18 protein-coding genes are annotated in these 24,827 nt (G+C 65.0%); 11 read left to right on the plus strand and 7 right to left on the minus strand.

Features of this window, described 5'->3' with window-relative positions; translation table 11 throughout:
* Positions 1 to 249: 249 nt before the first annotated feature.
* From ileS to O4220_RS12235, 4 genes are all read left to right on the plus strand, one after another.
* A complete protein-coding gene (gene ileS / locus O4220_RS12220; RefSeq protein WP_269604492.1) occupies positions 250 to 3,387 on the plus strand; it encodes an isoleucine--tRNA ligase in 3,138 nt (1,045 codons plus the stop codon).
* The gene (locus O4220_RS12225; RefSeq protein ID WP_269604494.1) at positions 3,384 to 4,061 is read left to right on the plus strand and encodes a peptide deformylase; all 678 of its coding nucleotides are present in this window, start codon (positions 3,384 to 3,386) and stop codon (positions 4,059 to 4,061) included. The genes ileS and O4220_RS12225 overlap by 4 nt, the downstream gene beginning before the upstream one ends.
* A gap of 59 nt (positions 4,062 to 4,120) precedes the next feature.
* Positions 4,121 to 5,431, plus strand: coding sequence for a DNA polymerase IV (locus O4220_RS12230; protein WP_420030380.1), 1,311 nt, complete (start codon positions 4,121 to 4,123; stop codon positions 5,429 to 5,431).
* A gap of 199 nt (positions 5,432 to 5,630) precedes the next feature.
* Positions 5,631 to 6,119, plus strand: coding sequence for a hypothetical protein (locus O4220_RS12235; protein ID WP_371829189.1), 489 nt, complete (start codon positions 5,631 to 5,633; stop codon positions 6,117 to 6,119).
* A gap of 97 nt (positions 6,120 to 6,216) precedes the next feature.
* Here the strand turns inward: O4220_RS12235 and O4220_RS12240 are convergent, their stop codons facing one another.
* Positions 6,217 to 6,960 (minus strand): sensor domain-containing protein, encoded by a 744-nt coding sequence (locus tag O4220_RS12240; RefSeq protein ID WP_032379032.1) that lies wholly within the window; start codon positions 6,958 to 6,960, stop codon positions 6,217 to 6,219.
* Entirely contained in the window at positions 6,957 to 7,928 is a 972-nt protein-coding gene (locus tag O4220_RS12245; RefSeq protein WP_269604501.1) for a hypothetical protein, read from the minus strand. Before O4220_RS12245 ends, O4220_RS12240 begins: the two co-directional genes overlap by 4 nt.
* A gap of 70 nt (positions 7,929 to 7,998) precedes the next feature.
* On the opposite strand from O4220_RS12245, the gene lspA reads away from it, so the two are divergent.
* From lspA to dnaE, 4 genes are all read left to right on the plus strand, one after another.
* Positions 7,999 to 8,649, plus strand: coding sequence for a signal peptidase II (lspA, locus tag O4220_RS12250; protein ID WP_080730625.1), 651 nt, complete (start codon positions 7,999 to 8,001; stop codon positions 8,647 to 8,649).
* Positions 8,646 to 9,572, plus strand: a complete 927-nt coding sequence (locus O4220_RS12255) for an RluA family pseudouridine synthase (RefSeq protein ID WP_032379030.1) — start codon at positions 8,646 to 8,648, stop codon at positions 9,570 to 9,572. Before lspA ends, O4220_RS12255 begins: the two co-directional genes overlap by 4 nt.
* Entirely contained in the window at positions 9,572 to 10,231 is a 660-nt protein-coding gene (locus O4220_RS12260) for a hypothetical protein (protein WP_032379029.1), read from the plus strand. Before O4220_RS12255 ends, O4220_RS12260 begins: the two co-directional genes overlap by 1 nt.
* 147 nt (positions 10,232 to 10,378) lie before the next feature.
* A complete protein-coding gene (gene dnaE, locus O4220_RS12265; protein ID WP_269604507.1) occupies positions 10,379 to 13,915 on the plus strand; it encodes a DNA polymerase III subunit alpha in 3,537 nt (1,178 codons plus the stop codon).
* Here dnaE and O4220_RS12270 read toward each other — a convergent pair.
* Positions 13,886 to 14,155 carry a hypothetical protein gene (locus O4220_RS12270; RefSeq protein WP_269604509.1) on the minus strand — a complete coding sequence of 90 codons (270 nt, stop codon included), beginning with the start codon at positions 14,153 to 14,155 and terminating at the stop codon, positions 13,886 to 13,888. The genes dnaE and O4220_RS12270 overlap by 30 nt on opposite strands.
* A 165-nt stretch (positions 14,156 to 14,320) precedes the next feature.
* Between O4220_RS12270 and O4220_RS12275 the strand changes: the two genes are divergently transcribed.
* The gene (locus O4220_RS12275; RefSeq protein WP_032379532.1) at positions 14,321 to 14,755 is read left to right on the plus strand and encodes a nitroreductase family deazaflavin-dependent oxidoreductase; all 435 of its coding nucleotides are present in this window, start codon (positions 14,321 to 14,323) and stop codon (positions 14,753 to 14,755) included.
* Between the two features lie 70 nt (positions 14,756 to 14,825).
* Entirely contained in the window at positions 14,826 to 16,181 is a 1,356-nt protein-coding gene (ilvA, locus tag O4220_RS12280) for a threonine ammonia-lyase IlvA (protein ID WP_269604513.1), read from the plus strand.
* Between the two features lies 1 nt (position 16,182).
* On the opposite strand, the gene O4220_RS12285 is transcribed toward ilvA, so the two are convergent.
* Entirely contained in the window at positions 16,183 to 16,707 is a 525-nt protein-coding gene (locus O4220_RS12285) for a TetR/AcrR family transcriptional regulator (RefSeq protein ID WP_269604515.1), read from the minus strand.
* A gap of 134 nt (positions 16,708 to 16,841) precedes the next feature.
* Here O4220_RS12285 and O4220_RS12290 point away from each other — a divergent pair, with 134 nt between their 5' ends.
* Positions 16,842 to 18,389, plus strand: coding sequence for an MFS transporter (locus O4220_RS12290; RefSeq protein WP_269604618.1), 1,548 nt, complete (start codon positions 16,842 to 16,844; stop codon positions 18,387 to 18,389).
* On the opposite strand, the gene treZ is transcribed toward O4220_RS12290, so the two are convergent.
* From treZ to glgX, 3 genes are read right to left on the minus strand one after another with little or no spacing between them, the layout of a single operon-like run.
* On the minus strand, positions 18,362 to 20,110 hold the full coding sequence (gene treZ, locus O4220_RS12295) for a malto-oligosyltrehalose trehalohydrolase (RefSeq protein ID WP_269604518.1): 1,749 nt from the start codon (positions 20,108 to 20,110) through the stop codon (positions 18,362 to 18,364). The genes O4220_RS12290 and treZ overlap by 28 nt on opposite strands.
* Positions 20,107 to 22,482 (minus strand): malto-oligosyltrehalose synthase, encoded by a 2,376-nt coding sequence (gene treY / locus O4220_RS12300; RefSeq protein WP_269604520.1) that lies wholly within the window; start codon positions 22,480 to 22,482, stop codon positions 20,107 to 20,109. Before treY ends, treZ begins: the two co-directional genes overlap by 4 nt.
* A gap of 3 nt (positions 22,483 to 22,485) precedes the next feature.
* Complete coding sequence (glgX, locus tag O4220_RS12305) at positions 22,486 to 24,777, minus strand: glycogen debranching protein GlgX (RefSeq protein ID WP_269604522.1); 2,292 nt, start codon at positions 24,775 to 24,777, stop codon at positions 22,486 to 22,488.
* Between the last annotated feature and the right edge of the window lie 50 nt (positions 24,778 to 24,827).

The following is a 24,827-nucleotide window of genomic DNA, read 5'->3' on the forward strand; positions in this document are numbered from 1 at the left end:
GGCCATCACCGGGGAGCCTTCGGAAGAACGACGTTGATGCGAAGCGCCCAGGTGTTTCGGATGGACGTTCAGTAGAACCGAACGGGTGAGCCCGTCACAGCTCACGTGGAGTGGCTCGTTCCGACGGTAGAACCGTCGAGTGCGAGCAAGCGGGGTGGTACCGCGGTATTCGGCGTCCAGATCGTCGAATGTCGTCCCCGTGCCAACAGGTGTCGCGTCTCGTACGCGTCCGGCACGGAGGAGACAGACATGACAGATTCGAGCGCACATCCGAAGAGCTCGTCCTACCCGCTGGTGGATCTCGCCGAGGGTCGCTCGGGAAGTGTTCCGTTCCCCGATCTCGAGCGCATCGTGCTGCACGAGTGGGCCGAGGACGGTACGTTCCGGGCCAGTATCGACAACCGCGCAGATGCCGAGGAGTTCGTCTTCTACGACGGTCCTCCGTTCGCGAACGGCCTGCCGCACTACGGACATCTGCTCACCGGGTACGTCAAGGATCTCGTCCCGCGTTTCCAGACCATGCGTGGCAAGAAGGTCGAGCGCCGCTTCGGTTGGGATTGCCACGGTCTGCCCGCAGAACTGGAAGCGGAGAAGCAGCTCGGCATCAAGGACAAGTCCGAGATCGACGAGATGGGCCTGGCGAAGTTCAACGCCTACTGCAAGCAGTCGGTGCTCCAGTACACCGACGAGTGGCGGGACTACGTCACCCGGCAGGCGCGGTGGGTCGACTTCGACAACGACTACAAGACCCTCGACGTCGACTTCATGGAGTCGGTCATGTGGGCGTTCAAGACGCTGCACGACAAGGGCTTGATCTACCAGGGCTACCGAGTCCTGCCGTACAGCTGGTACGAGCAGACGCCCTTGTCCAATCAGGAAACCCGCCTGGACGACGCATACAAGATGCGTCAGGATCCCGCGGTCACCGTCACGATGCCGTTGACGGCTCCCGGCTCTCCGCTGGACGGCGCGAACGCACTGATCTGGACCACCACTCCGTGGACCCTCCCGTCCAACTTGGCGATCGCTGTGCACCCCGAGGTGCACTACGTGCAGGTGAGAGGCACGGACGGTGAGCGTTACGTGCTTGCCGCTGCGCGTCTTCCGCACTACGCGAAGGAACTGGGGGACGAGCCGGATGTGCTCTCGGAGCACACCGGCTCCGAGTTGGTCGGACTCGCCTATGCACCGCCGTACGACTTCTTCCTCGGCCACGAGAACGCACACCGCGTGCTGCAGGCCGACTACGTCACCACCGATTCGGGCACCGGAATCGTGCACCTCGCACCCGCTTTCGGTGAAGAGGACATGGACGTTGCCACCGAGAACGGTATCGAGGTGGTGCAACCGCTCGACGCGGGCGGAAAGTTCACCTCGCTGGTGCCGCCGTACGAGGGTCTGATGGTGTTCGATGCCAACCCAGTGATCATCAAGGACCTCAAGGCCTCGGGCCGCCTGCTGCGGCACGAGACCATCGAGCACTCGTACCCGCACAGCTGGCGCAGCGGTCAGCCGCTGATCTACATGGCGGTGCCGTCGTGGTTCGTCGCGGTCACCAAGTTCCGTGATCGGATGGTCGAGCTCAACCAGGAGATCACCTGGGTGCCCGAGCACATCAAGGACGGCCAGTTCGGCAAGTGGCTCGAGGGTGCACGCGACTGGAACATCAGCCGAAACCGGTACTGGGGCAGCCCTATCCCGGCGTGGACATCCGACGACCCCGCCTACCCTCGTCTCGACGTGTACGGCAGCCTGGACGAGCTCGAGCGTGACTTCGGGGTGCGTCCGACGGATCTGCATCGTCCGTACATCGATGACCTGACGCGCCCCAACCCGGACGACCCGACCGGTAAGTCCACGATGCGTCGGGTTCCCGAGGTGCTGGACTGCTGGTTCGAGTCGGGCTCGATGCCGTATGCGCAGGTGCACTTCCCGTTCGAGAACGAGGAGTGGTTCTCCACGCACAACCCGGGCGATTTCATCGTCGAGTACAACGGGCAGACCCGCGGCTGGTTCTACACGCTGCACGTGCTGGCGACCGCGCTCTTCGATCGGCCTGCGTTCAAAACTGTTGCCGCACACGGCATCGTGCTCGGCGACGACGGTCTGAAGATGAGCAAGTCCAAGGGTAACTACCCGGACGTCAAGGAGGTCTTCGACCGCGACGGCTCCGACGCCATGCGGTGGTTCCTGATGTCGTCACCCATCCTGCGCGGTGGCAACCTGATCGTCACCGAGCAGGGCATCCGCGAGGGCGTGCGGCAGGCACTGCTGCCGATCTGGAATGCGTGGAGCTTTCTTCAGCTCTACGCCTCGACGCCCGGCCAGTGGCGTACCGATTCGCCGCATGTGCTCGATCGCTACGTTCTCGCCAAGCTGTCGGCCACCCGTGACGCGATCACCGACGCGCTCGAGGGCAACGACATTGCCGGTGCGTGCGACGAGCTGCGTACGTTCTGCGATGCACTGACCAATTGGTATGTGCGACGGTCTCGTTCGCGGTTCTGGAGCGAGGATGCCGACGCGATCGACACCCTGCACACGGTGCTCGAGGTGCTCACGCGCATCGCAGCTCCATTGTTGCCGCTGATCAGCGAAGTGGTGTGGCGGGGCTTGACCGGTCGCCGCTCGGTACACCTGACGGATTGGCCCGAGGCCGACGAGCTGCCGTCGGATCCGGAACTCGTCGAGAGCATGGACGAGGTTCGTACCGTGTGCTCGACTGTGCTCGGTCTGCGTAAGGCGCAGAACCTACGAGTGCGGTTGCCACTGCCCGAGGTGACGGTTGCCGCCGCCGATGCGGAGCGCCTGCGTCCGTTCGTCGACATCATCGCCGACGAGGTCAACGTCAAGAAGATCGATCTCACCGAAGACGTTGCCGTACACGGAAAGTTCGAGCTCGTCGTCAACGCGCGTGCTGCGGGCCCGCGTATCGGCAAGGACGTCCAGAAGGTCATCAAGGCCGTCAAGGCAGGCGATTGGGAAGAGGATGCCGACGGTGTCGTGAGCGCAGCAGGAATAGCGCTGCTGCCCGAGGAGTACACCCGCAAACTCGTTGCCGCGGAGCCGGAGTCGACGGCACCACTGCCCGGTAACGCCGGCCTGGTGGTGCTCGATTCCGCCGTCACCGAGGAGCTCGAGGCGGAGGGCTGGGCCAAGGACCGCATCCGCGAACTCCAGGACGCGCGTCGTAACCACGGGCTCGACGTCTCGGACCGCATCGACATCGTCATCGAGGTGCCCGAGCACCGCCAGGCGTGGCTGGACACTCATCGGGATCTGATCGCGCGCGAGGTGCTCGCACTCTCGCTCGTCGACGGACACGTCGGAGACGACGGCAGCGATCTCGGTGAAGGAGTTCGGGCAGCGGTCACGAAGTCGTCGTGAGCGAAGGGCATGCGAGCGAAGGGCATGTGATCGGCGTGACCGAGGTGGACGGTGCCGTCCGCGAGCTCCTCGCCGGAGCTCGCGGCGGCGTCGTGCCGATCGTCTCCGCAGGCAACCCGGTTCTGCGTTCGCAGGCAACGGCGTACGACGGGCAACTCGACGCCGACACGTTCGCGGAGTTGATCGAGGTGATGCGGGCGACGATGCACGCCGCACCGGGCGTCGGGCTCGCTGCGCCGCAGATCGGCATCCCGCTGCAGATCGCGGTGATCGAGGATTTGTTCGACGTCGACATGGCTGTCGCTCGTGCACGAGAGCGCACCCCGCTGCCGTTCCGAGTGCTGGTCAATCCCAGGTACGCCCCGGTGGGGTCGAGGACGGCAGGCTTCTACGAGGGGTGCCTCAGCGTCCCCGGCTACCAGGCCGTCGTGACCCGAGCAGCCGAGGTACGGCTGGAGTGCACCGACGAATTCGGTCACGAGATCGACGAGGTGGTTCGCGGCTGGCCGGCCCGAATCGTGGCTCACGAGACCGACCACCTCGGCGGAACGCTGTACATCGACGCCGCCGACACCCGATCGTTGACCACGACAGAGAACTACGGTGAGCTGTGGTCGGATCCGACACCCGAACGCGCTGGTCAGGCGCTCGGCTTCACCGTCGATCCTCGCTGACCGTGCCGAACATCGCCGACGACACCCTGCGGAGTCGCCGATGGGTGCTGCACCTGGACATGGATGCGTTCTTCGCGTCCGCCGAACAACTGACTCGGCCCACGCTGCGGGGCCGCCCGGTTCTCGTCGGCGGAGCAGGCGGGCGAGGTGTGGTGGCGGGCTGCAGCTACCAGGCGCGTGCGTTCGGAGCCCGATCAGCGATGCCGATGCATCAGGCACGTCGACTGGTCGGTGCGAGTGCGGTGGTGCTGCCGCCGCGGTTCCCGCTGTACTCGGAGTTGAGTCGACGGGGGTTCGAGGCATTGCGGGGGCGGATGCCCGTCCTCGAACAACTCTCGATCGACGAGGCGTTCGGGGAGCCGGTCGAACTGGCCGGCGCGACGGTGAGCGAGGTCGAGCAGTTCTGCGCGGATCTGCGTGCCCTGGTGTTGGCCGAGACCGGTTTGGTGGCCTCGATCGGTGCTGGATCGGGAAAACAGATCGCCAAGATCGCGTCGGGCCTGGCCAAGCCCGATGGAATCACCGTCGTCGCTCCAGGAATACAGGCCGAGCTGATGGCTGCCCTGCCGGTGCGGAAGCTGTGGGGGATCGGCCCGGTGGCTGGAGAACGGCTGCGGCGCTTGGGAATCGATACGATCGGCAAGTTCGTGGCCACCCCCGAGTCCGAGGTGGCGTCGATTCTCGGTGCCACGATGGGGCCGAGCCTGCATCAGCTGGCGCGCGGCATCGACAATCGAGTGGTGGCCGAGCGCGCCGAGGCCAAGCAGGTCAGCGCCGAAACCACGTTCGCGCAGGATGTGATCTCTCTCGCTCAGCTTCGGCCTGCCATCGAGGCCATCGTCGAGTCCACGCATCGCAGACTGCTGAAGGACGGTCGGGGTGCCAGGACGGTAGTGCTCAAACTGCGCAAGTCCGACATGAGCATCATCACCAGATCGGCGACGTTGCCGTACGCGACCGTGGACAAGCAGACCATTGTGGCCACGGCACAGCGATTGGCGGTCGATCCCGTCGACGTCGGACCGATCCGACTGGTCGGGGTCGGTCTGGCCGGGCTGTCGGCCGTTCGGCAAGGATCGCTGTTCCCCGAACTCGAACACGAACCGGTCGTGGATGCGGCAGACGCGACGGAGGAGTCGGCAGTGGCGGTGGAGGCCGCCGCGGACGTCGTCGTTCCGGACGGCCCGCGGTGGCAGCCCGGCATGGACGTTCGGCATCCCGAATTCGGTCACGGCTGGGTGCAGGGCGCCGGGCACGCGGTGGTGACCGTGCGATTCGAGACCCGCACCACCGGGCCCGGGACCGCGCGTACTTTCGCCGAATCGGACGAGAACCTGGTCGTCGCCGATGTTCTCGACAGCCTGAAGTGAGTTGTGGCAGAGCTGAGGAAACTCTGTGAGGTTTCACAGGTAGGCGTTACGGGTTGTGTCTCGACCGATCCGAGCTGACATAGTGGACTCCGGTCCGAGACGACCACTACCCGCAACGACCGACGAGTCACAGAACGATCGAGACGTGACTCAGAGTGAAAAGGACAAGCACTTGAAGCTTCGCAACACCCGACGGGCAATGGTTGCCGGTATCGCCATCGCCGCAGCCCTCACCATGACCGCCTGCAGTTCCGACGACGGCGGCACGACGGATACGACGACGACGGCCGCCACGACCACCTCCGCGGTCGCTGCTCCCGAGGGCGGCGCGTACCCGCCGGCACCCACGGTCGAGGAGCTCAACACCCAGCTCATGCGTGGACTGGATCCGAACGTCCCGGTCGAGGAGAAGGCGGCTCTGATCCAGGGCGCGTCCGAGGACCCGGATCTGATCAACCAGGTCGCCGCGGCTGCTGTGGCCAACAATGCTCAGATCGAGATCACCAGCATCGACGACCTCGGCACCGGTGTTCTCAACGCGGGCATCACCATCACCCTCAATGGGCAGGCCAACCCCGGCACGTTCCAGTTCGTCCCCGAGGACGGCGTGTGGAAGCTCTCCAAGGAGAACGCCTGCGGCATCGTTTCGCTCGCGCAGCTGACCAGCCCGGCGTGCCCCGCACCCTGAGTCCTGCCGATCGTCTCTGACCGCACCTGAACTGCCGGTGACATCTCCCCTCGGGGACATGTCACCGGCAGTTCTTCGTTCGGAGGCTCGTACCGACTCAGGCGCTGGGCGTGGCCGTTCGGATACGGTCGGCGGCGGCCTCGGCCACGGCCGTGACAGTCGCGGGTTCGAGTCCGCTCTGATCCGAGACGACGATCTGCAGGACGGTCGAATCGACCACGGCCACCACGACGTCGGAGATCAACGTGAATCCCTCGCTGCTGGTGGTCAGACGAATGGAGGCGGACGCGTCACCGATCTGCCGCTGCTCGCGGCCCGCCAACGCGTACTCGACGCTCACCCCGTCCGCATCCGTGCCGGTGAACTCGGCGCACCCGGTCCACGCCTGCTGCACCGATGCGAATGCCTCTGCTGTTCCGGTCCCGGTGTAGCTCGCCGCGTCCTCGTCGATCGACGAGAAGTTCGGCCCCGAGAAGCGAGCCACCGCGGACGACGCCGCACCGCCGAGTTGTTCCGAGACCGGTGCCAGTACGGCCGCGCACGCAGACGGGTCGGTACTGGACTTGTCGGGGGAGTCGTAGTCGGGGGCCGGGTCCAATCCCAGATCTCGGACCGGGTCCGGAATCGAGGAGAAGCCGTCCGGCAAGTCGCCCAGCCCCAGCATCGATGCCGTCAGAACGGCGCTGTCGGTGATGGGCACACCGAGCAGGGGATCCGGAGCGGCGACGGCAGTCGGTGCCGGCGCGGTGGCCTGAGACGGTTCGTCCGAGCTGCATCCGGCGGCTGCGGCGAGTCCGACCAACGACAGCCCGGCCAGCAGACGCGTGGTGGTTCGTGTCATCGGTCACCCCAGGTGATCGAATCTCCGACCGTCTGCCGCAACACGGTCGTGCTGTCGGGATCGGTGTACATCTGATCGCCACCCGCGGTGATCGTCCCACCGACGGGAAGCGGCTGTGTCAGGTCGATGTCGAGGGTTCCCGCGCCTGTATAGGTGTACGACGCGATGTTCAGCGTGCCGGAATTGCCGGGGAGGTTCCACACCGGTGATTCGGGTGTCTGTGTGATGGCGATATCCACGGTCGCCCGGTCGCCGTCGAGTGCTCGCAGCGTGACCGTCGTGCGCTGGTTCAGTGTGATTCCGCTCAGCACCTGCTGATCGATGGTCCACACGGCACCGACACCGACTTCTGCGTCGGGAAAGGCGACGGAGCGGTACACCGCGGCGTTGAACGAGCGTTCGATGGCTGCCCTGGCGGTATCGAGCGCGGCATCGGCCGGAGTGATGTGCAACGCAGTGATCGCTCCGGACTCGGTGGCCGCCAGCCGCGCCGTGGAGCCTTCCGACGCGGACAGTGCGTCGGTCAGGCCCTCGTCGGGTGAGGTGGCGGCCCCGATGGTCAGGTCGATCGACCGCGTCGCCCCGGTCGAGGCGTCGTCTTCCGGCACGGCATCGGCCGTCGACGCGCTCAGCGGCACCGTCAATTCGGGACTGGAGAAGTCCTGCGCCGCCCCGACGTCGATCTGTTGTTGGACGGTGGAGGTGGTCGTGAGGTCGATGTTCTGCGAGTCGGTGTCGGCTGTGTCGAAAGCCAGCACGCGGCGTGGCTCGGCCCCGGGGTCGACGACGGTGGTGGTCGTCGGCGTCACCGCGATCGTCACCTCGTTCGTGGACGCTGTCTGCTCGGCTGCGGGTTCGGTGTCGGTGCTCGAACATCCCGCCACCAGAGCCACCGCGCAGCATGCAGCGAGGAAACCGGCACGGACGGTGCTGGAGTGGACAGTGCTGGCGCGATCGGTCGACTTCACGGCCACCAGGCTACTGACAGCCCGGCCCGTAGCCGTATCGCGCGGCACGGATGAGTGTCCGCCGCCGCCGATGCGCCATGATGGACAGGTGAGTGAAGACCGCGCCGACGACCCGACACCCGAGAGCAGCGGTGTCTCGGCACCGAACGAGACCGCGGACCCGAAGGGGACCGATTCCGACAGTGCTGTCGCCAGGCCCGTGAAGCCACTGAAAACTCGACTGCTGATCGCCATCGCGGCGGTGATTCTGCTGTTCGATCTGGTGACCAAGATTGTGGTCGTGCACTTCGTGAAGCCCGGGAATCCGATCGAGATCGTCGGCGACGTGGTGACGCTGCGATTGGTGCGCAACCCCGGTGCGGCGTTCTCCATGGCGACCGGCATGACGTGGTTGTTGACGGTGGTGGCCGTCGCGGTCGCCATCGGTGTGATCAAGATCGGTCGGACGCTGCGATCACCGTGGTGGGCACTGGGATTGGGTCTGGTTCTCGGCGGCGCACTGGGCAACTTGATCGACCGCTTCTTTCGCGCTCCCGGTCCGTTCCAGGGCCACGTCGTCGACTTCGTGTCGGTGGGCTGGTGGCCGGTGTTCAATGTCGCCGACTCGTCCATCGTCTGCGGGGCGATTCTGCTCGTCGTGCTGAGTCTGTTCGGCTTCGAGCCGAACGGCGAACGCGTGACCAAGTCCACGTCCGATGCCCCGGAGAAGGCCGACTCGTGAGGGAATCGCGTTCCATGCCGGTGCCCGACGGTTTGGACGGAATGCGGGTCGATGCCGGGCTCGCGCGATTGCTGGGACTCTCGCGCACCGTCGCCGCGGCACTGGCCGAAGAGGGTTCGGTTCTGGTCGATCACGGGGCCGTGGGCAAGTCCGATCGTTTGGCCGCAGGCTCGTGGCTCGAAGTGACTCTGCCCGAGCCCGCCCGTGAGTTGACGATCGAAGCCGAACCGGTCGAGGGGATGGAGATTCTCTACGCCGACGACGACGTCGTGGCCGTGGACAAGCCCGTCGGTGTCGCTGCTCATGCCAGCGTGGGCTGGACCGGCCCGACCGTGATCGGCGGTCTGGCTGCTGCCGGGTTCCGAATTTCCACCTCCGGTGCACACGAGCGTCAGGGAATCGTGCACCGTCTCGACGTCGGAACCTCCGGGGTGATGGTGGTCGCGACGTCCGAGCGGGCGTACACCGTGCTCAAGCGTGCGTTCAAAGCGCGGACCATCGACAAGCGTTATCACGCTCTGGTGCAAGGACATCCGGATCCGAGCAGTGGAACCATCGATGCCCCGATCGGGCGACACGGCAGCAACGACTGGAAGTTCGCGGTGCGCGCGGACGGCAAGCCGAGCGTGACCCACTACGACACCGTCGAGGCGTTCCAGGCCGCGAGTTTGTTGGACGTGCACCTGGAAACCGGTCGCACACACCAGATTCGAGTGCACTTCTCGGCCCTGCGCCACCCGTGCTGCGGGGATCTGACCTACGGGGCCGATCCGCGATTGGCCGAACGGCTGGGCCTCGAACGCCAGTGGTTGCATGCGCGTTCGCTCGGCTTCGCGCATCCGTCCGACGGCCGCTGGGTGGAGATCGAGAGCAAGTATCCGGCCGACCTCGAACATGCGCTCGAGGTGCTACGGAAGGCGTGATGCGCGGATTCTCGGGTGTGGTCGGTCTCGTCGCCGCTGCCACTCTGGTGATCGGGGGCCTGGCCGTCGTCGGGAACCTGAACCCGCAACGGCAACTGGGTGTGGGTACCGACAGGCTCGGCCCGGACAGCGGTGAGCAGGTGAGCGATTACCTGGCTCGTGCCGAGACGAGCCTGCTCGCCGATGGTGCCGAACCCCGCTGGGGCTCTGTGTCGTTCGATCGCGAACTCACCGCCGAACAGGCCTATGCCGCAGCGAACGGCGTGCGCATCTCGCAGGTGCTCTTCCGAGTACCGCTCGATCGTGTGCAAACCCCGATACTCACGGTCGGTGTTCCGGGCACTGAACGGTCGGTATCGAACTCGACCGCACGCGCTGCCGGCCAGATACCGGAATCGTTCGGCGCAGGGGACCGGCAGGCGCAGATAGAGGCGGTGTCGCAGCGCCGGTTGCTGGGCGCATGCGCGTGCGTGGTGACATTGGTGGTGCGGGGCACCGCGGCCGAGCTGGGCGAGGTGGCCGGCCGCGACGGAGTGCGGGCGGTGGAGGCGCTTCCGCCCGACGCTGTGTCCGGGAAGTTCGCTGTCGAGCCGTTGCTTCCGGAGTACGTCGACATCGTCGGGCCGCTGCCGGACGACGGGCCGATTCCGGCGGAATGAGGGCAACTCCAGTCTCGTTCGTCACACGCGTCACGTCCTCCCAGGACACACCGACAGCTACGAAAATTCTGTCGGTTCCACCGCTTAGAGTGGGTGCATTCGCGGCTCGTATTTTCGAAAACGCACGACCTTCAGGAGAGAACCTTCGTGGCCGATTCGTTCGTTCATCTGCACAACCACACCGAATATTCGATGCTCGACGGTGCCGCCAAGATCGGGGCCATGTTCGCCGAGGCGGCGCGGTTGGAGATGACGGCGGTCGGGATGACCGACCACGGCAACATGTACGGAGCCAGCGAGTTCTACAACGAGGCCAAGAAGGCCGGTATCAAACCGATCATCGGTATCGAGGCCTACATCGCCCCGGAGTCTCGGTTCAACAAGAAGCGCGTGCTGTGGGGCGATCGGAGCCAGAAGTCCGACGACGTCTCCGGTAGTGGTGCGTACACGCACATGACGATGGTCGCCGAGAACGCCACCGGCGTCCGCAACCTGTTCAAGTTGTCGTCACTCGCGTCGATCGAGGGTCAGCTCGGCAAATGGGCGCGCATGGACGAGGAGATCATTGCCTCGCATGCGGAAGGCATCATCGCCACCACCGGCTGCCCGTCCGGCGAGGTACAGACTCGGCTCCGGCTCGGCCAGGAGCGTGAGGCGCTCGAAGCTGCAGCCAAGTGGCAGGAGATCTGGGGACCGGACAACTTCTTCCTGGAACTGATGGATCACGGCCTGTCCATCGAGCGACGCGTCCGCGAGGGTCTGCTCGATATCGGTAAGAAGCTCTCCATCCCGCCGCTCGCTACCAACGACTGCCACTACGTCACCAAGGATGCTGCCGAGAACCACGAGGCGCTGCTGTGCATTCAGACCGGTAAAACTCTGAGTGACCCCACCCGCTTCAAGTTCGACGGCGACGGTTACTACCTCAAGTCGGCCGCCGAGATGCGTGCACTGTGGGACGACCAGGTGCCCGGTGCCTGCGACAGCACGCTGCTCATCGCCGAGCGAGTCCAGCCGTACGACGAGGTGTGGGCGCACCGAGACCGGATGCCCATCTTCCCGGTTCCCGAGGGCCACACCCAGGGCACCTGGCTCCGTCACGAGGTCATGACCGGTCTCGAGCGTCGGTTCCCCGACGGCCCGGCCGAGGACTACCTCGCGCGGGCAGAGTACGAGATCAAGGTCATCCTGGAAATGGGCTTCCCGGCCTACTTCCTCGTGGTCGGCGACCTGATCAACCATGCCAAGGCCGTCGGCATCCGCGTCGGGCCCGGCCGAGGATCCGCGGCCGGGTCGCTGGTGGCCTATGCCATGGGCATCACCAACATCGATCCGTTGCCACACGGTCTGCTGTTCGAGCGATTCCTCAATCCCGAGCGCGTGTCGATGCCCGATATCGATATCGACTTCGACGATCGTCGCCGCGGGGAGATGGTGCGTTACGCCACCGAGAAGTGGGGCAGCGATCGCGTCGCTCAGGTCATCACCTTCGGCACCATCAAGACCAAGGCGGCCATCAAGGACTCGGCGCGGGTGCAGTTCGGTCAGCCGGGTTTCGGGATCGCCGATCAAATCACCAAGGCGCTGCCGCCGCCCATCATGGCCAAGGACATCTCGGTGGCCGGCATCACCGATCCGTCCCACGAGCGCTACAAGGAGGCCGTCGAGGTCCGTGCGCTCATCGATTCCAACCCCGACGTCGCGACGATCTACAAGACGGCCAAGGGCCTCGAGGGCCTGATCCGTAACGCAGGCGTGCACGCCTGCGCGGTCATCATGTCCTCGGAGCCGCTCACCGACGCCATTCCGGTGTGGAAGCGCGCGCAGGACGGCGCGATCATCACCGGCTGGGATTACCCGTCGTGCGAGGCCATCGGTCTGCTCAAGATGGACTTCCTGGGTCTGCGCAACCTCACCGTCATCGGTGACGCGATCGACAACATCAAGGCCAACCGCGGGATCGAGATCGACCTCGACGCACTGCCGCTCGACGATCCGGCCACGTTCGATCTGCTCTCGCGTGGAGACACACTCGGCGTGTTCCAGCTCGACGGCAGCGCTATGCGAGACCTGCTGCGCCGCATGCAGCCCACCGGCTTCGAGGACATCGTCGCCGTCCTGGCTCTGTACCGCCCCGGTCCGATGGGCATGAACTCCCACAACGATTACGCCGACCGCAAGAACGGTAGGCAAGAGGTCAAGCCGATTCACCCCGAGCTCGAAGAGCCACTCAAGGTGATTCTCGGTGAGACGTACGGCCTGGTGGTCTACCAGGAGCAGATCATGCAGCTCGCGCAGAAGGTCGCCGGGTACACCCTCGGCCAAGCCGACCTGTTGCGCCGCGCCATGGGTAAGAAGAAGCTCTCCGAGCTCGAGAAGGCGTACGCCGGGTTCCGACAGGGCATGTTGGACAACGGTTTCTCCGAGGCGGCCATCAAGGCGCTGTGGGACACCGTGCTGCCGTTCGCCGGCTACGCGTTCAACAAGTCGCACTCGGCGGGCTACGGGCTGGTGTCGTACTGGACCGCGTATCTCAAGGCGAACTACCCGGCCGAGTACATGGCCGGCCTGCTCACCAGCGTCGGCGACGACAAGGACAAGGCCGCGATCTATCTTGCCGACTGCCGCAAGCTCGGCATCACCGTGCTGCCTCCCGACGTCAACGAATCCGAGCTGAACTTCGCGTCGGTCGGCAAGGACATTCGGTTCGGTCTCGGTGCAGTGCGCAACGTGGGCACCAACGTGGTCGCCTCGATCATCAGGGCGCGATCCGAGAAGTCGAAGTACACCGATTTCTCGGACTACCTGGGCAAGATCGACGCAATAGCCTGCAGCAAGAAGGTCACCGAATCCCTCATCAAAGCAGGCGCTTTCGACTCGCTCGACCATCCGCGCAAGGGCCTGATGCTCATTCACGCCGACGCGATCGACGCGGTGATGGGCACCAAGAAGGCCGAGGCGATAGGTCAGTTCGACCTGTTCGGCGGCGAGGACGCCGACGAGTCCATCTCGGTAGTGTTCAACGTTCGGGTGCCGGACGAGGAGTGGGAATCCAAGCACCGGCTCGCTCTCGAACGCGAGATGCTCGGCCTGTACGTCTCCGGCCACCCGCTCCTGGGCGTCGAGCACATGCTGGCCGCGAAGTCCGACTGCAATATCCCGACCATTCTCGAAGGTGACATCAAGGACGGCACTCAGGTCACCGTCGGCGGAATTCTGGCCTCGGTCAACCGGCGGATCAACAAGAACGGTCTGACGTGGGCGTCGGCTCAGCTCGAGGATCTGGCCGGTGGTATCGAAGTGCTGTTCTTCCCACAGGCGTACTCGGTGTTCGGCGCCGATGTCACCGAGGACTCGGTGGTACTCGTCAAGGGTCGGGTGTCGGTGCGCGACGACCGAGTCTCCTTGATCGCGAACGACCTTGCGGTGCCCGATCTTTCGGCGATCGGTATCGACAAGCCTCTCGCGGTCAGTCTGCCGACCCGGCTGTGCACGGCGGACAAGGTCGGTGCTCTCAAACGAGTCCTGTCAAGCCACCCGGGAACCTCGGATGTGCACCTTCGGCTGGTCAGCGGCGACAAGATCACCACGATGAAGCTGGACGACAGTCTGCGCGTCACGCCGACATCGGCGTTGATGGGAGACCTGAAGGCGCTACTGGGACCCGGCTGCCTGACGGGGTGATGCAGGCGCGGTCGGGTGTAGCTCGGTGAGGCGCAGCGTCCACCAGGCCGCGACCGCGATCGCGGCACCGGCGAGTACTGCGGCGTGCAGGGACCCGGCGATCACGAGCATCGCGACGAACACGAATGATCCCAGCGCGAGGGCTTCCAGTTTGTAGACCGGCCACGCGATGCCTGCGACGTCGACGCTGCGCAGGGCAGTGGTGGGTCGGGGGCTCACCCGGGTGCTCGTGAAGGTCATCGCGTTCTCCTCTGCTGCGCCCGCGGTGGTGATGATTCGGCTGTCCGGCGGGCGAAGTTCAGACTATACCCATCGAAAGATTCGGTCCACCGAACTTGCCATCTGGACCAGGCAATGTGGTCGATCTCGTGGCGTCACGCGCACGAGAGGTGTTCACTGAAAGTCATGCCATTGACAGGAGAATACGAACCGAGTTCATCCGACTGGGCCCGTGAGCAGGCCGAGCGATACGAGAACTCCGGCGGAACCGAGGGTACGACGATGAACGGGATGCCGGTCGTGCTGCTGACCACCAAGGGGAACAAGAGCGGCAAGCTGCGCAAGTCGCCGTTGATGAGAGTCGAACACGACGGCGAGTACGCCATCGTGGCCTCGCTGGGTGGAGCACCCAAGCATCCGGTTTGGTACCACAACGTCAAAGCCGAGCCGCTCGTCGAGTTGCAGGACGGAACCGAGAAGCACGACTATGTCGCTCGCGAGGTGACCGGCGACGAGAAAGCCGTGTGGTGGGAACGCTCGGTCGCGGCCTACCCCGATTACGCGGACTATCAGAAGAAGACCGATCGCGAGATCCCGGTGTTCGTCCTCGCGCGCGTCTGAACTCGAGCCATCAGAGGAGTGGAACGGTCCCGAGTGGGTGACCGTTCCACTCTGGTGGCAGCATGTGCTGGTGTCTTCATCCCCTGACCTCGCCTCTCAGCACCCATCGTCGGTAGCCGTCACCGCGGCCGATATCGATGCCGCTGCGGTGCGAATTTCGGCGGTGGTGGCCGCAACACCCCTGCAGCTGTGCGAGCGGTTGTCGGCGCAGACCGGCGCGAAGGTCTACCTCAAGCGCGAAGACTTGCAGATCGTGCGGTCGTACAAAATTCGTGGTGCCTACAACCTGATGGACCAGCTGACCGATGCCGAGCGGGCTGTCGGCGTGGTCACCGCGAGCGCAGGCAACCATGCTCAGGGAGTGGCGTTCGCATGTCGCTCGATGCAGGTGCACGGTCGCATCTACGTTCCCGCGAACACGCCCAAGCAGAAACGCGACCGAATCCGAGTGCACGGCGGTGACTTCGTGGAGCTCATCGTCATCGGCGACACATTCGATGCCGCGGCGGCTGCTGCAGCCGCAGATGTCGCCCGCACCGGTGCCACCATGGTGCCGCCGTTCGACGATCCGCGAACCGTGGCCGGGCAGGGCACCATTGCCGCCGAGATGATCGATCAGCTCGGCGGGGCACCCGATGTGGTCGTGATGCCCGTCGGCGGAGGCGGATGCATCGCCGGCATCTCCAGCTACCTTCGTGAGCGCGCACCGCAGACGTCACTGGTGGGTGTCGAACCGTCCGGCGCGGCGTCCATGACTGCCGCGCTGATCGCCGGCGGTCCGGTGACACTCTCCGAGATCGATCCCTTCGTCGACGGGGCCGCCGTCCGCCGCATCGGCGACGTGCCGTACTCGGCGTTGCAGTCGCTCGGTGCCACGGTGGTGTCCCATGCTTCGTTGCCGCTGATCACCGCGCCGGTGTTCGACAGTTCCGGCCCCGGTGCATTCCTGATCACCCAGATCGACGAGGGCGCGGTCTGTACCGCGATGCTCGAGCTGTACCAGAACGAAGGCGTCATCGCCGAGCCTGCAGGCGCGTTGGCCGTTGCGGCGCTTGAGCATCTCGACGTCGCGCCGGGAAGCACAGTCGTGTGTTTGGTGTCCGGCGGCAACAACGACGTCTCTCGCTACGGCGAAATTCTCGAGCGATCGCTCGTTCACCTGGGCCTGAAGCACTACTTTCTCGTGGACTTTCCGCAGGAGCCCGGCGCGCTGCGTCGTTTTCTCGACGAGGTGCTCGGGCCCGAGGACGACATCACCTTGTTCGAGTACGTCAAGCGCAACAACCGGGAGACGGGTGCCGCGCTCGTCGGTATTCAACTCGGCGCTGCGGACGGACTCTCTTCCCTCCTCGAACGGATGCGGTCCTCGCACCTGCAGGTGGAGCAGTTGGAGCCGGGTTCGCCGGTGTACCGCTACTTGACCTGAGTCAGCGACCGAGCAGGCGGTCGACGACACGCTTGTGTAATTCGGGGTCCACTGCCGGTAGGTCGAGCACGGCACCGAGGTAGATCCCGTCGCCGACGAGACGGACGATCTCGGCCTGGACCGGATCGTCTATCTCTGTGCGTAGGCCCTCGTCCCACTGCTGCATCATGTCGGTGACGGCATCCTGCACCTCGCCCGAGTTCCCGTCGACGCTGCGCAGTGCCGCCAGCGTGGAGCGATACAGGGCGATTTCCTTGTCCGAAATGGAATCGGGTGGCTGCAGATACCACTCCGCCACAGAGGTGCCACCCTCCGCAGCGTCGGCACGCTGTCGATCGGCCTGAACGGCGAGCCGCCGGACCATGGCAGCAACCAGCGAGTCCTTGGTCTTGAAGTGATACAGCAAGCCGCCCTTCGATACCCCGGCGGCGGCGGCGACGCTGTCCAGAGTCACTTTTGTCATGCCGTGTTCGAGGAGCAGCGTCTCGAGTGAATCCAAAATTCGGTCGCGGGTGTCCGATGACATGGAATTCACTTTACCGGCTGGACGGTTGGCGGTACTCTCGATCACTGTACCGGCTGGACGGTTGGTACTCGCAGCCGTTTCGGACCGGCCATCGCCGGCACCGAACGTAGAACGTAGGAGAAGCAGTGAGTGACATGCGCACCGATTCGGTGCACGAGGTAGCCGGGGGATCCGAGCACCGGGCGACTCCGCGAGACTGGCTCGGTCTGGTGGTACTGGCGTTCGCCGTCTTGCTCATCGCGGTCGACGGCACTGTCCTCGACCTGGCGTTGCCTTTCATCAGTTCGGACCTGGCGCCGAGCAGCAACCAGTTGCTGTGGATCATCGACGTCTACTCGTTCGTATTGGCCGGCCTGCTCATCACCATGGGCACGCTCGGCGACCGAATCGGCCGTCGCCGATTGCTACTGATCGGTGCTGCGGGCTTCGGTATCGCCTCACTCGTAGCGGCCGTGTCGACCAGCGCGGAGATGCTGATCGCGGCCCGGGTGTTGCAGGGTATTTCCGGTGCGACGTTGATGCCCGCGACCCTGGGCTTGATTCGAACCATCTTCCTGAACCCGCGTCAACGCGTCGCCGCGATCGGCGTCTGGGGCGCAATGGCCGGTGGCGGTGCCGCTGCCGGTCCGCTCGTGGGCGGTTGGCTGCTCGAGCACTTCTGGTGGGGATCGGTGTTTCTCATCAACATCCCCGTGATGCTCGTGCTGATCGCGCTGGGACCGCTGGTGATTCCCGAGTCGAAGGACCCGAACCCGGGTCGGTTCGACCTCACGAGTTCGGCGCTGTCGATGCTCGCCATCGTGCCGCTGGTATTCGCGGTGAAAGAGACTGCGGCACACGGCTTCGACGTGGTCTACGTGCTGTCGGCGGTGGTCGGTGTGATCGCCGGATACGTGTTCGTCCGCCGTCAGCGCACCCTCGCGGCACCGATGATCGACCTGAGACTGTTTGCCAACCGGGCGTTCTCGACGGGCGTCGCAACGAACTTCCTGTCGGTGTTCGCCCTCGCCGGGGTCCTGTTCTTCGGTTCGCAGTATCTGCAGCTCGTGCTCGGCAACAGCCCGCTCGAGGCGGGTCTGTTGCTGCTTCCCGGTACCGCCGCCAGCATCGTCACCTCACTGCTGGTTGCAGTCCTGGTTCGATACTTCAGTGCGGGAACGGTTCTCGGGGTCGCAATGTTCGTCGCCGCCGCGGGTGCCGGGATCCTGGTCGGCCTCGCAACCGACAGCGGTCCGGCCCTGTTCATTGCCGGGTTCGTCCTCGTGGGGGCCGGCGTCGGTGTCGCGCTGACGCTGACCTCAGAGCTGGTGGTCAGTGCCGTCGAACCCGAACGGGCGGGAGCTGCCTCGGCAGTGTCGGAAACCGCATACGAACTGGGTATCGCACTGGGCGTCGCACTACTCGGCACCGTTGTCATGGCGATCTTCCGTCGCGGCATCGACGTCACGCAGCTGACCCCCGAACTGGGGGCAAGGGCCGGTGAGACTCTCGGCGGTGCCGATTCGGTAGCCCGTGAGCTGCCGGACTCGGTGGCGACGGGTCTACTGGACTCCGCGCATGCTGCCTTCGTCTCGGGCATGCATGTCGCGGCCGTCGCCACCGCGGTGGTGCTGGCCATCACCGCCGTGTTCGTCCTGGTCAATCTACGCAGGCGTCAGGATTCCAGTACCACGACGGAGTGACCGGGAACCGTTGTGGTGGAGCCGGTCTCGTCCGATGTCGTCGGCTCCCACTCGAGCAGTGGTGAGCCGCCGACCGGCACGGTCACAGCAGATTCGGACAGGTTGCACACCACGCTGAGCCGGCTACGGCGAACGACGATCCATTTCGCGTCCTCGTCGTAGTCCACCTTCACGTGGTCCAGCCACGGGTCGGTCAGTTCGGTCCGGTCGCGGCGAAGCCTCAACAGATCGCGGTAGAGGGCCAACAGTCGCGCATGGTCTCCGTCGCCCAGTTCCGACCAGTTCAGCTTCGACCGCGTGAAGGTCTCGGGATCCTGTGGGTCCGGGATATCGCTCTTGTCCCAGCCGTGTTCGGCGAATTCCGCCTTGCGCCCCTCGGCGGTGGCCTTGCCGAGCTCTGGCTCGGGGTGTGAGGTGAAGAATTGGAACGGCGTCGACGCTCCCCACTCCTCGCCCATGAACAACATCGGTGTGTAGGGCGAGGTCAACACCAGAGCAGCCTTGATCGCGAGCTGGCCGGGGGAGAGGTAGAACCCCGGTCGATCGCCGATTGCGCGGTTGCCGACCTGATCGTGAGTGGTCGTATAGGTCACCAGTGAACTGGCCGGAATACGACGCGTATCCAGCGGGCGGCCGTGGATCCGACCGCGGAAGCTCGAATACGTTCCGGCATGAAAGAACCCCTGCCGCAGCGTGTTCGCCAAGCCCTGGAGGGAACCGAAGTCGCCGTAGTATCCCTGCCGCTCACCGGAAACGGCCGCATGGATCGCGTGGTGAATGTCGTCGTCCCATTGCGCGTCGAGTCCGTACCCGCCACCCGACCGTGCCGTGATCAGCGAAGGATCGTTGAGGTCGCTTTCGGCGATCAGGGTCAGTGGACGACCGAGATGTGCCGACAGGGTGCGGGTTTCGATCGAGAGCTGCTCGAGTAGATGCACCGCAGTGTGGTCGACTATCGCGTGTACTGCATCCAGACGCAAGGCGTCGATGTGGAACTCGGAGAACCAACGCAGCGCGTTGTCGAGGGCGTATCGCCGCACCTCGCCCGAGTCGGCATCGGCGTAGTTGATCGCCTGACCCCAGCTGTTGGCACCCTCGGTCATGTAGGGGCCGAAGCGTTCGAGATAGTTACCGGACGGGCCGAGGTGGTTGTAGACCACGTCCAGAACGACGCCGATGCCGCGGCCGTGGCAGGCATCGACCAAGCGCTGCAAGCCTTCCGGGCCACCGTATGCCTCGTGCACGGTGTACCAGAGCACACCGTCGTAGCCCCAGTTGTGTACGCCGTTGAATCCGTTGACCGGCATGATCTCGACGAACGTCACGCCGAGGTCGACCAGATGATCGAGCTTGGTGATAGCCGCATCGAACGTGCCTTCGTCGGTGAACGTGCCGATGTGCAGCTCGTAGATCGACGAGCCGGGCAGTTGCCGTCCGGTCCAGGAAGCGTCGGTCCACAGCGTCGGATCGATGTCGAAGACCTGGGACAGCTCGTGTACGCCGTCGGGCTGCCGCGGCGATCGCGGATCCGGCAGCGCCTTGTCTGCGTCGTCGAGCAGGAAACCGTAACGACTTGTCGGGCTGCAGTCGACGTCCGCATGCCACCACCCGTTCGAGGAGCGCTGCATCGGATGCACCGTGTCGTCGAGCTGGAGGCGGACCGTCTCCGGGGTCGGTGCCCAGACCTGGAACCGACGGGTCGCTGCTGTCGGGGATGTCACTGTGTCACCGCTTCTTCGTTGTCGCGCACCAGGAGTGCGACCGGGAGTGAGGCGAACACCTCGGCCACCGAGACGGTGCCCGTGTGTTCGGAGTCGGTGATTCGATCGCGCCACCGGCCATCGGGCAGTGTCACGGATGTCTCACCCCAGCCCGTCTCGGACACGCCGAGCGAGAGTCTGGTCGCCAGCGCGATCACGTCGGCGTTTCCGGGAACCGGGCCGCGTGCGAATCCGACGAGGTGCTCGGCAGCGGATCCGTCCGCGACGATCGGCGCATAGGTGCCGCCGACGAAGCTCTCCGGCCGCTCGCGGCGTACGTGCAGCGCGGAGCGAACCACGGCCAGCTTGGCAGCACCCGTATCGATCGAGAGTGCACCGGTGTTCGACGCGGCGAGCATCGATCGACGGACGGAGTAATCGACCGGCCTGCGGTTGTCGGGATCGACGAGCGAGTCCTCCCACAACTCGGTTCCCTGGTACACATCGGGGATGCCGGGGCCGGCCAGGTTCAACAACTTCTGCCCGAGCGCGTCGGAATGGCCGTGAGGAGCGAGCTTCTCGACCAGCATCGTCATCGATCGAGCGACGGCACCATCGAAGATGGCGTCGAGCCAGCCGTGTACCGCGGACTCGAACTCCTCGTCCGGAGCAGTCCACGTCGTACGGAGAGCGGCCTCGCGGATTGCCTTCTCCGCGTAGGCGTGAACGCGTTCACGCAGCGTGGACGTGATCACTCCGTCGACCGGCCAGACGCCGAAGAGGTTCTGCCACAGGAACATTCCCGTTGTACCGTCGGGGCTCGGGGTCAGCTCTTCCCAGTCGGTGATGCAGCGAGCCCACAGCTCGGGAGTCTGCGACAGTACGCCGATTCGCGCACGCACATCCTCACCGCGTTTGGTGTCGTGAGTCGACAGGGTGGTCATCGCAGCCGGCCAGCGTCGCGCTCGATCGGCATTGGTCAGATGGTAATACGCTGTGCTGCAACCGAATCGGCTCGGGTCGCCGCCCACCTCTTGCAGGGAGATCAACCGGTTGGCGCGGTAGAACAGGCAGTCCTCTACGCCTTTGGCTGTGACAGCACCGCAGACCTGGTCGAAGCGGACCGGAGATTCTGCACCGGTGACGAGGGCGGTCGCCAGTGCGCCAAGACCGCCGGCCAGGTCCGGCTGCTCCTCGCCGACAGCAGCGATCACGCCCGGCAGCACGCCGGCGAGCGGTGCATAGTCGGTCCGGTAGACCGGGACGGCCGCGACGACGGCAGCTATCGCGTCGATGACGGACTCGAGTTCGACGGTGGAGCCGGACTCGCGAACAACGGCCCGAGCGAGGCGTCGCACCTCGGGTGACAGGTCGCCGCGAGCAACACCGGTCTTGAGGTCGAGTTCCGTCTCGTGCAGCGTGTCGCTGTCGTAGGCGATGCCCGAACGTACCTGCGAGAGCGCGGTGAGCGCATGAACGCCCTCGGGGTCGACGAACACCCCACCGACGGCGGCCAACGCGTCGTATCCGGTCGTTCCGTCGACGGGCAGCGACTCGTCCAGCGGTTCACCGTCGGCCAGGATCTTCTCGATGACGAGCCACCGGTCGGGCCCGAGAAGTCCGCGCAGTTCGGTGAGATAACCCGCGGGGTCGGCCAGGCCGTCGGGATGGTCGACCCGCAGTCCGTCGATCAGTCCGTCGTCGATCCACCCGGCCACCTGACGATGGGAGTCGGTGAAGACGTCGAGGTCCTCCTGCCGGATTCCCGCCAGGCCGTTCACGGAGAAGAACCGTCGGTATCCGATCAGCCCGTCGGACCAGCTCACCAATCGGTAGGCCTGACGGTCGTGTACGGCCTGCGCATCGTCGCCGTCGGTGCCGTCTGCGATGGGGAAGCGGTGCTCGTAGAACGCGAGCAGAGGTTGCTCCTCGGAGCGGTCGACGGTCAGTTCTCCGACGTCGCTCGCGCTGCCGAGCACAGGGATTGCGATCTTGCCGTCGACGCCGTTGTCGGCTCCGAAGTCGATGTCGAAGTACGTCGCGTACTCGGAGTCGCGACCGCGTCGCAGCACGTCCCACCACCACGCGTTCTGCCGCGGGTCCTCCACCCCGACGTGGTTGGGCACGATGTCGACGATTATCCCCATGCCCAGCTCCGCGGCACGAGAATGCAACTGCGTCAACGCTTCTCTACCGCCCAGGGCGGCCGAGACCGTCGAGGTGTCGGTGACGTCGTATCCGTGTGTCGATCCGTCGGTCGCAGTCAGGATCGGCGACAGGTACAGGTGCGTGACCCCGAGGTCGTGGAGATAATCGACCACGTCGGAGGCGTCGGCCAGGGTGAAGGCATCGCCCCGCAGTTGTAACCGGTATGTACTGGTGGGCAGCGGCATGTGTCAGGCAGTCTTTCGTAGAACGAGCAAGGAACGAGCGGTGACTTCCACCGGTGTACCCGCTTCTATCGATTTCTCACCCGCTCCGGTGCGGGCTGCTGTGTCGAGGGCGACCGTCCACTCCTTGGCGTAGTTCCCGTCCGGGGTCACGAACTCGAGCGTTTCGTGATGTGCGTTGAAGCACAACAGGAACGAGTCGTCCACCACGCGCTCACCGCGCTGATTCGGTTCCGGAATTCCTTCGCCGTTGAGGAACACGGTCAGCGACTTGCCGAAGCCGCTGTCCCAATCCTCGGGAGTCATCTCTTCGCCCGCAGGGGTCAGCCACGCGATATCTCGTGCCTGCTCGCCGGTTCGGATGGGACGGCCCTCGAAGAACCTCCGACGACGAAACACCGGGTGTTCGGCGCGTAGTGCGATGGCGTTGCGCGTGAACTCGATCAGTTCCGCGTTGGTCTCGGCCAACGACCAGTCCATCCATGCCAGTTCGGAGTCCTGGCAGTACACGTTGTTGTTGCCCTGCTGTGTTCGTGCCATCTCGTCGCCGTGAGCGATCATCGGCGTACCTTGGCTGAGCAGCAGAGTCGCCATGATGTTGCGGATCTGGCGGGCTCGGAGGTCCAGAATTTCCGGATCGTCGGTCGGTCCCTCGACGCCGCAGTTCCAGGATCGGTTGTGGCTCTCGCCGTCGTTGTTGCCCTCACCGTTGGCCTCGTTGTGCTTGTCGTTGTACGAGACGAGATCGTTGAGGGTGAATCCGTCGTGGGCAATGACGAAGTTGATGCTTGCCCCGGGGCGACGACCGTTCGACTCGTACAGATCCGAGGATCCGGTCAGCCTCGACGCGAACTCGCCCAGCGTCGCGGGCTCCCCGCGCCAGTAGTCACGCACGGTGTCGCGGTACTTGCCGTTCCACTCCGTCCACAGCCCGGGGAAGTTGCCGACCTGGTAGCCACCCTCACCGATGTCCCAGGGCTCGGCGATCAGCTTCACCTGGCTGACGACCGGATCCTGCTGAACCAGATCGAAGAATGCGCTCAGGCGATCGACATCGTGCAGTTCGCGAGCCAACGTGGATGCGAGGTCGAATCGGAACCCGTCCACATGCATCTCGGTCACCCAGTAGCGCAACGAGTCCATGATCAGCTGCAGCGTGTGCGGGTGTCGGGCGTTGAGACTGTTGCCGGTACCCGTGTAGTCCATGTAGTGCTCGAGATCGCCGTCGACGAGCCGGTAGTACGCCGCGTTGTCGATGCCGCGGAAGCTGATGGTCGGGCCCATGTGATTGCCCTCGGCGGTGTGGTTGTAGACCACGTCGAGTATCACCTCGATTCCGGCGGCGTGGAACGCGCGAACCATGGCCTTGAACTCGGTGACCGCGGCACCGGGCGACTGCAGCGACGAGTACTCCGCATGTGGGGCTAGGAAGCCGAATGTGTTGTATCCCCAGTAGTTTCGCAGTCCCTTGTCCAGCAGAACCTGATCCTGCATGAACTGGTGCACCGGCATGAGTTCGATGGCCGTGACACCGAGGTGGTTGAGGTGGTCGATGATCACTGGATGCGCCAGGCCTGCGTAGGTGCCGCGCTCGGCCTCGGGAATCTCGGGGTGGTTGATTGTCATGCCCTTGACGTGGGCCTCGTAGATCACGGTCTCGTGGTACGGGCGTTTCGGGGCGCGATCGGCCTGCCAGTCGAAGAAGGGGTTGATCACGACGGTGGTCATCGTGTGACCGAGCGAATCATGCTGGGGGAAGTCGTTGTTCGGCACGTCGTCGTGCGCGATGGGAGCTTCCTCGATGAGTTCGTCGTCGGGATCGGCGAGGTCGGTGGCGTCCTCGAACGGGGCCTCGGCGTCGAGTGACTTCGCGGACTCCTGATCGACCTGTACCTCGGCCTCGGGTTCGGGAGCCGGCGCGTCCATGTTGTACGAGAACAGCGATCGGTCGCCGTCGAACGATCCCTCGAACGCCTTGCCGTACGGATCCACGAGCAGCTTGCTCGGGTCGCAGCGATGCCCGGCTGCCGGATCCCACGGGCCGTGAACGCGGTAGCCGTAGCGCTGACCCGGTACCACCGTGGGCAGATATGCGTGCCAGACGTAGCCGTCGGACTCCTCGAAACGGATGCGGGTCTCGGTTCCGTCGTCGGCGATCAAGCACAGATCCACGGCCTCCGCGACCTCGGAAAACAGTGCGAAATTGGTTCCTGCTCCGTCGTAGGTCGCGCCGAGCGGATAAGCGGATCCCGGCCATACGGCGATGGCAGGCGTGTCGTCGGAGGCTTCGTGCAGCATGGATCAACCCTACTGTGGCCGGTGAGCCCGGGCTTACCGAGCGCGAGGCG

This window comes from Rhodococcus ruber, assembly GCF_027270735.1.
Classification (GTDB): domain Bacteria; phylum Actinomycetota; class Actinomycetes; order Mycobacteriales; family Mycobacteriaceae; genus Rhodococcoides; species Rhodococcoides rubrum_A.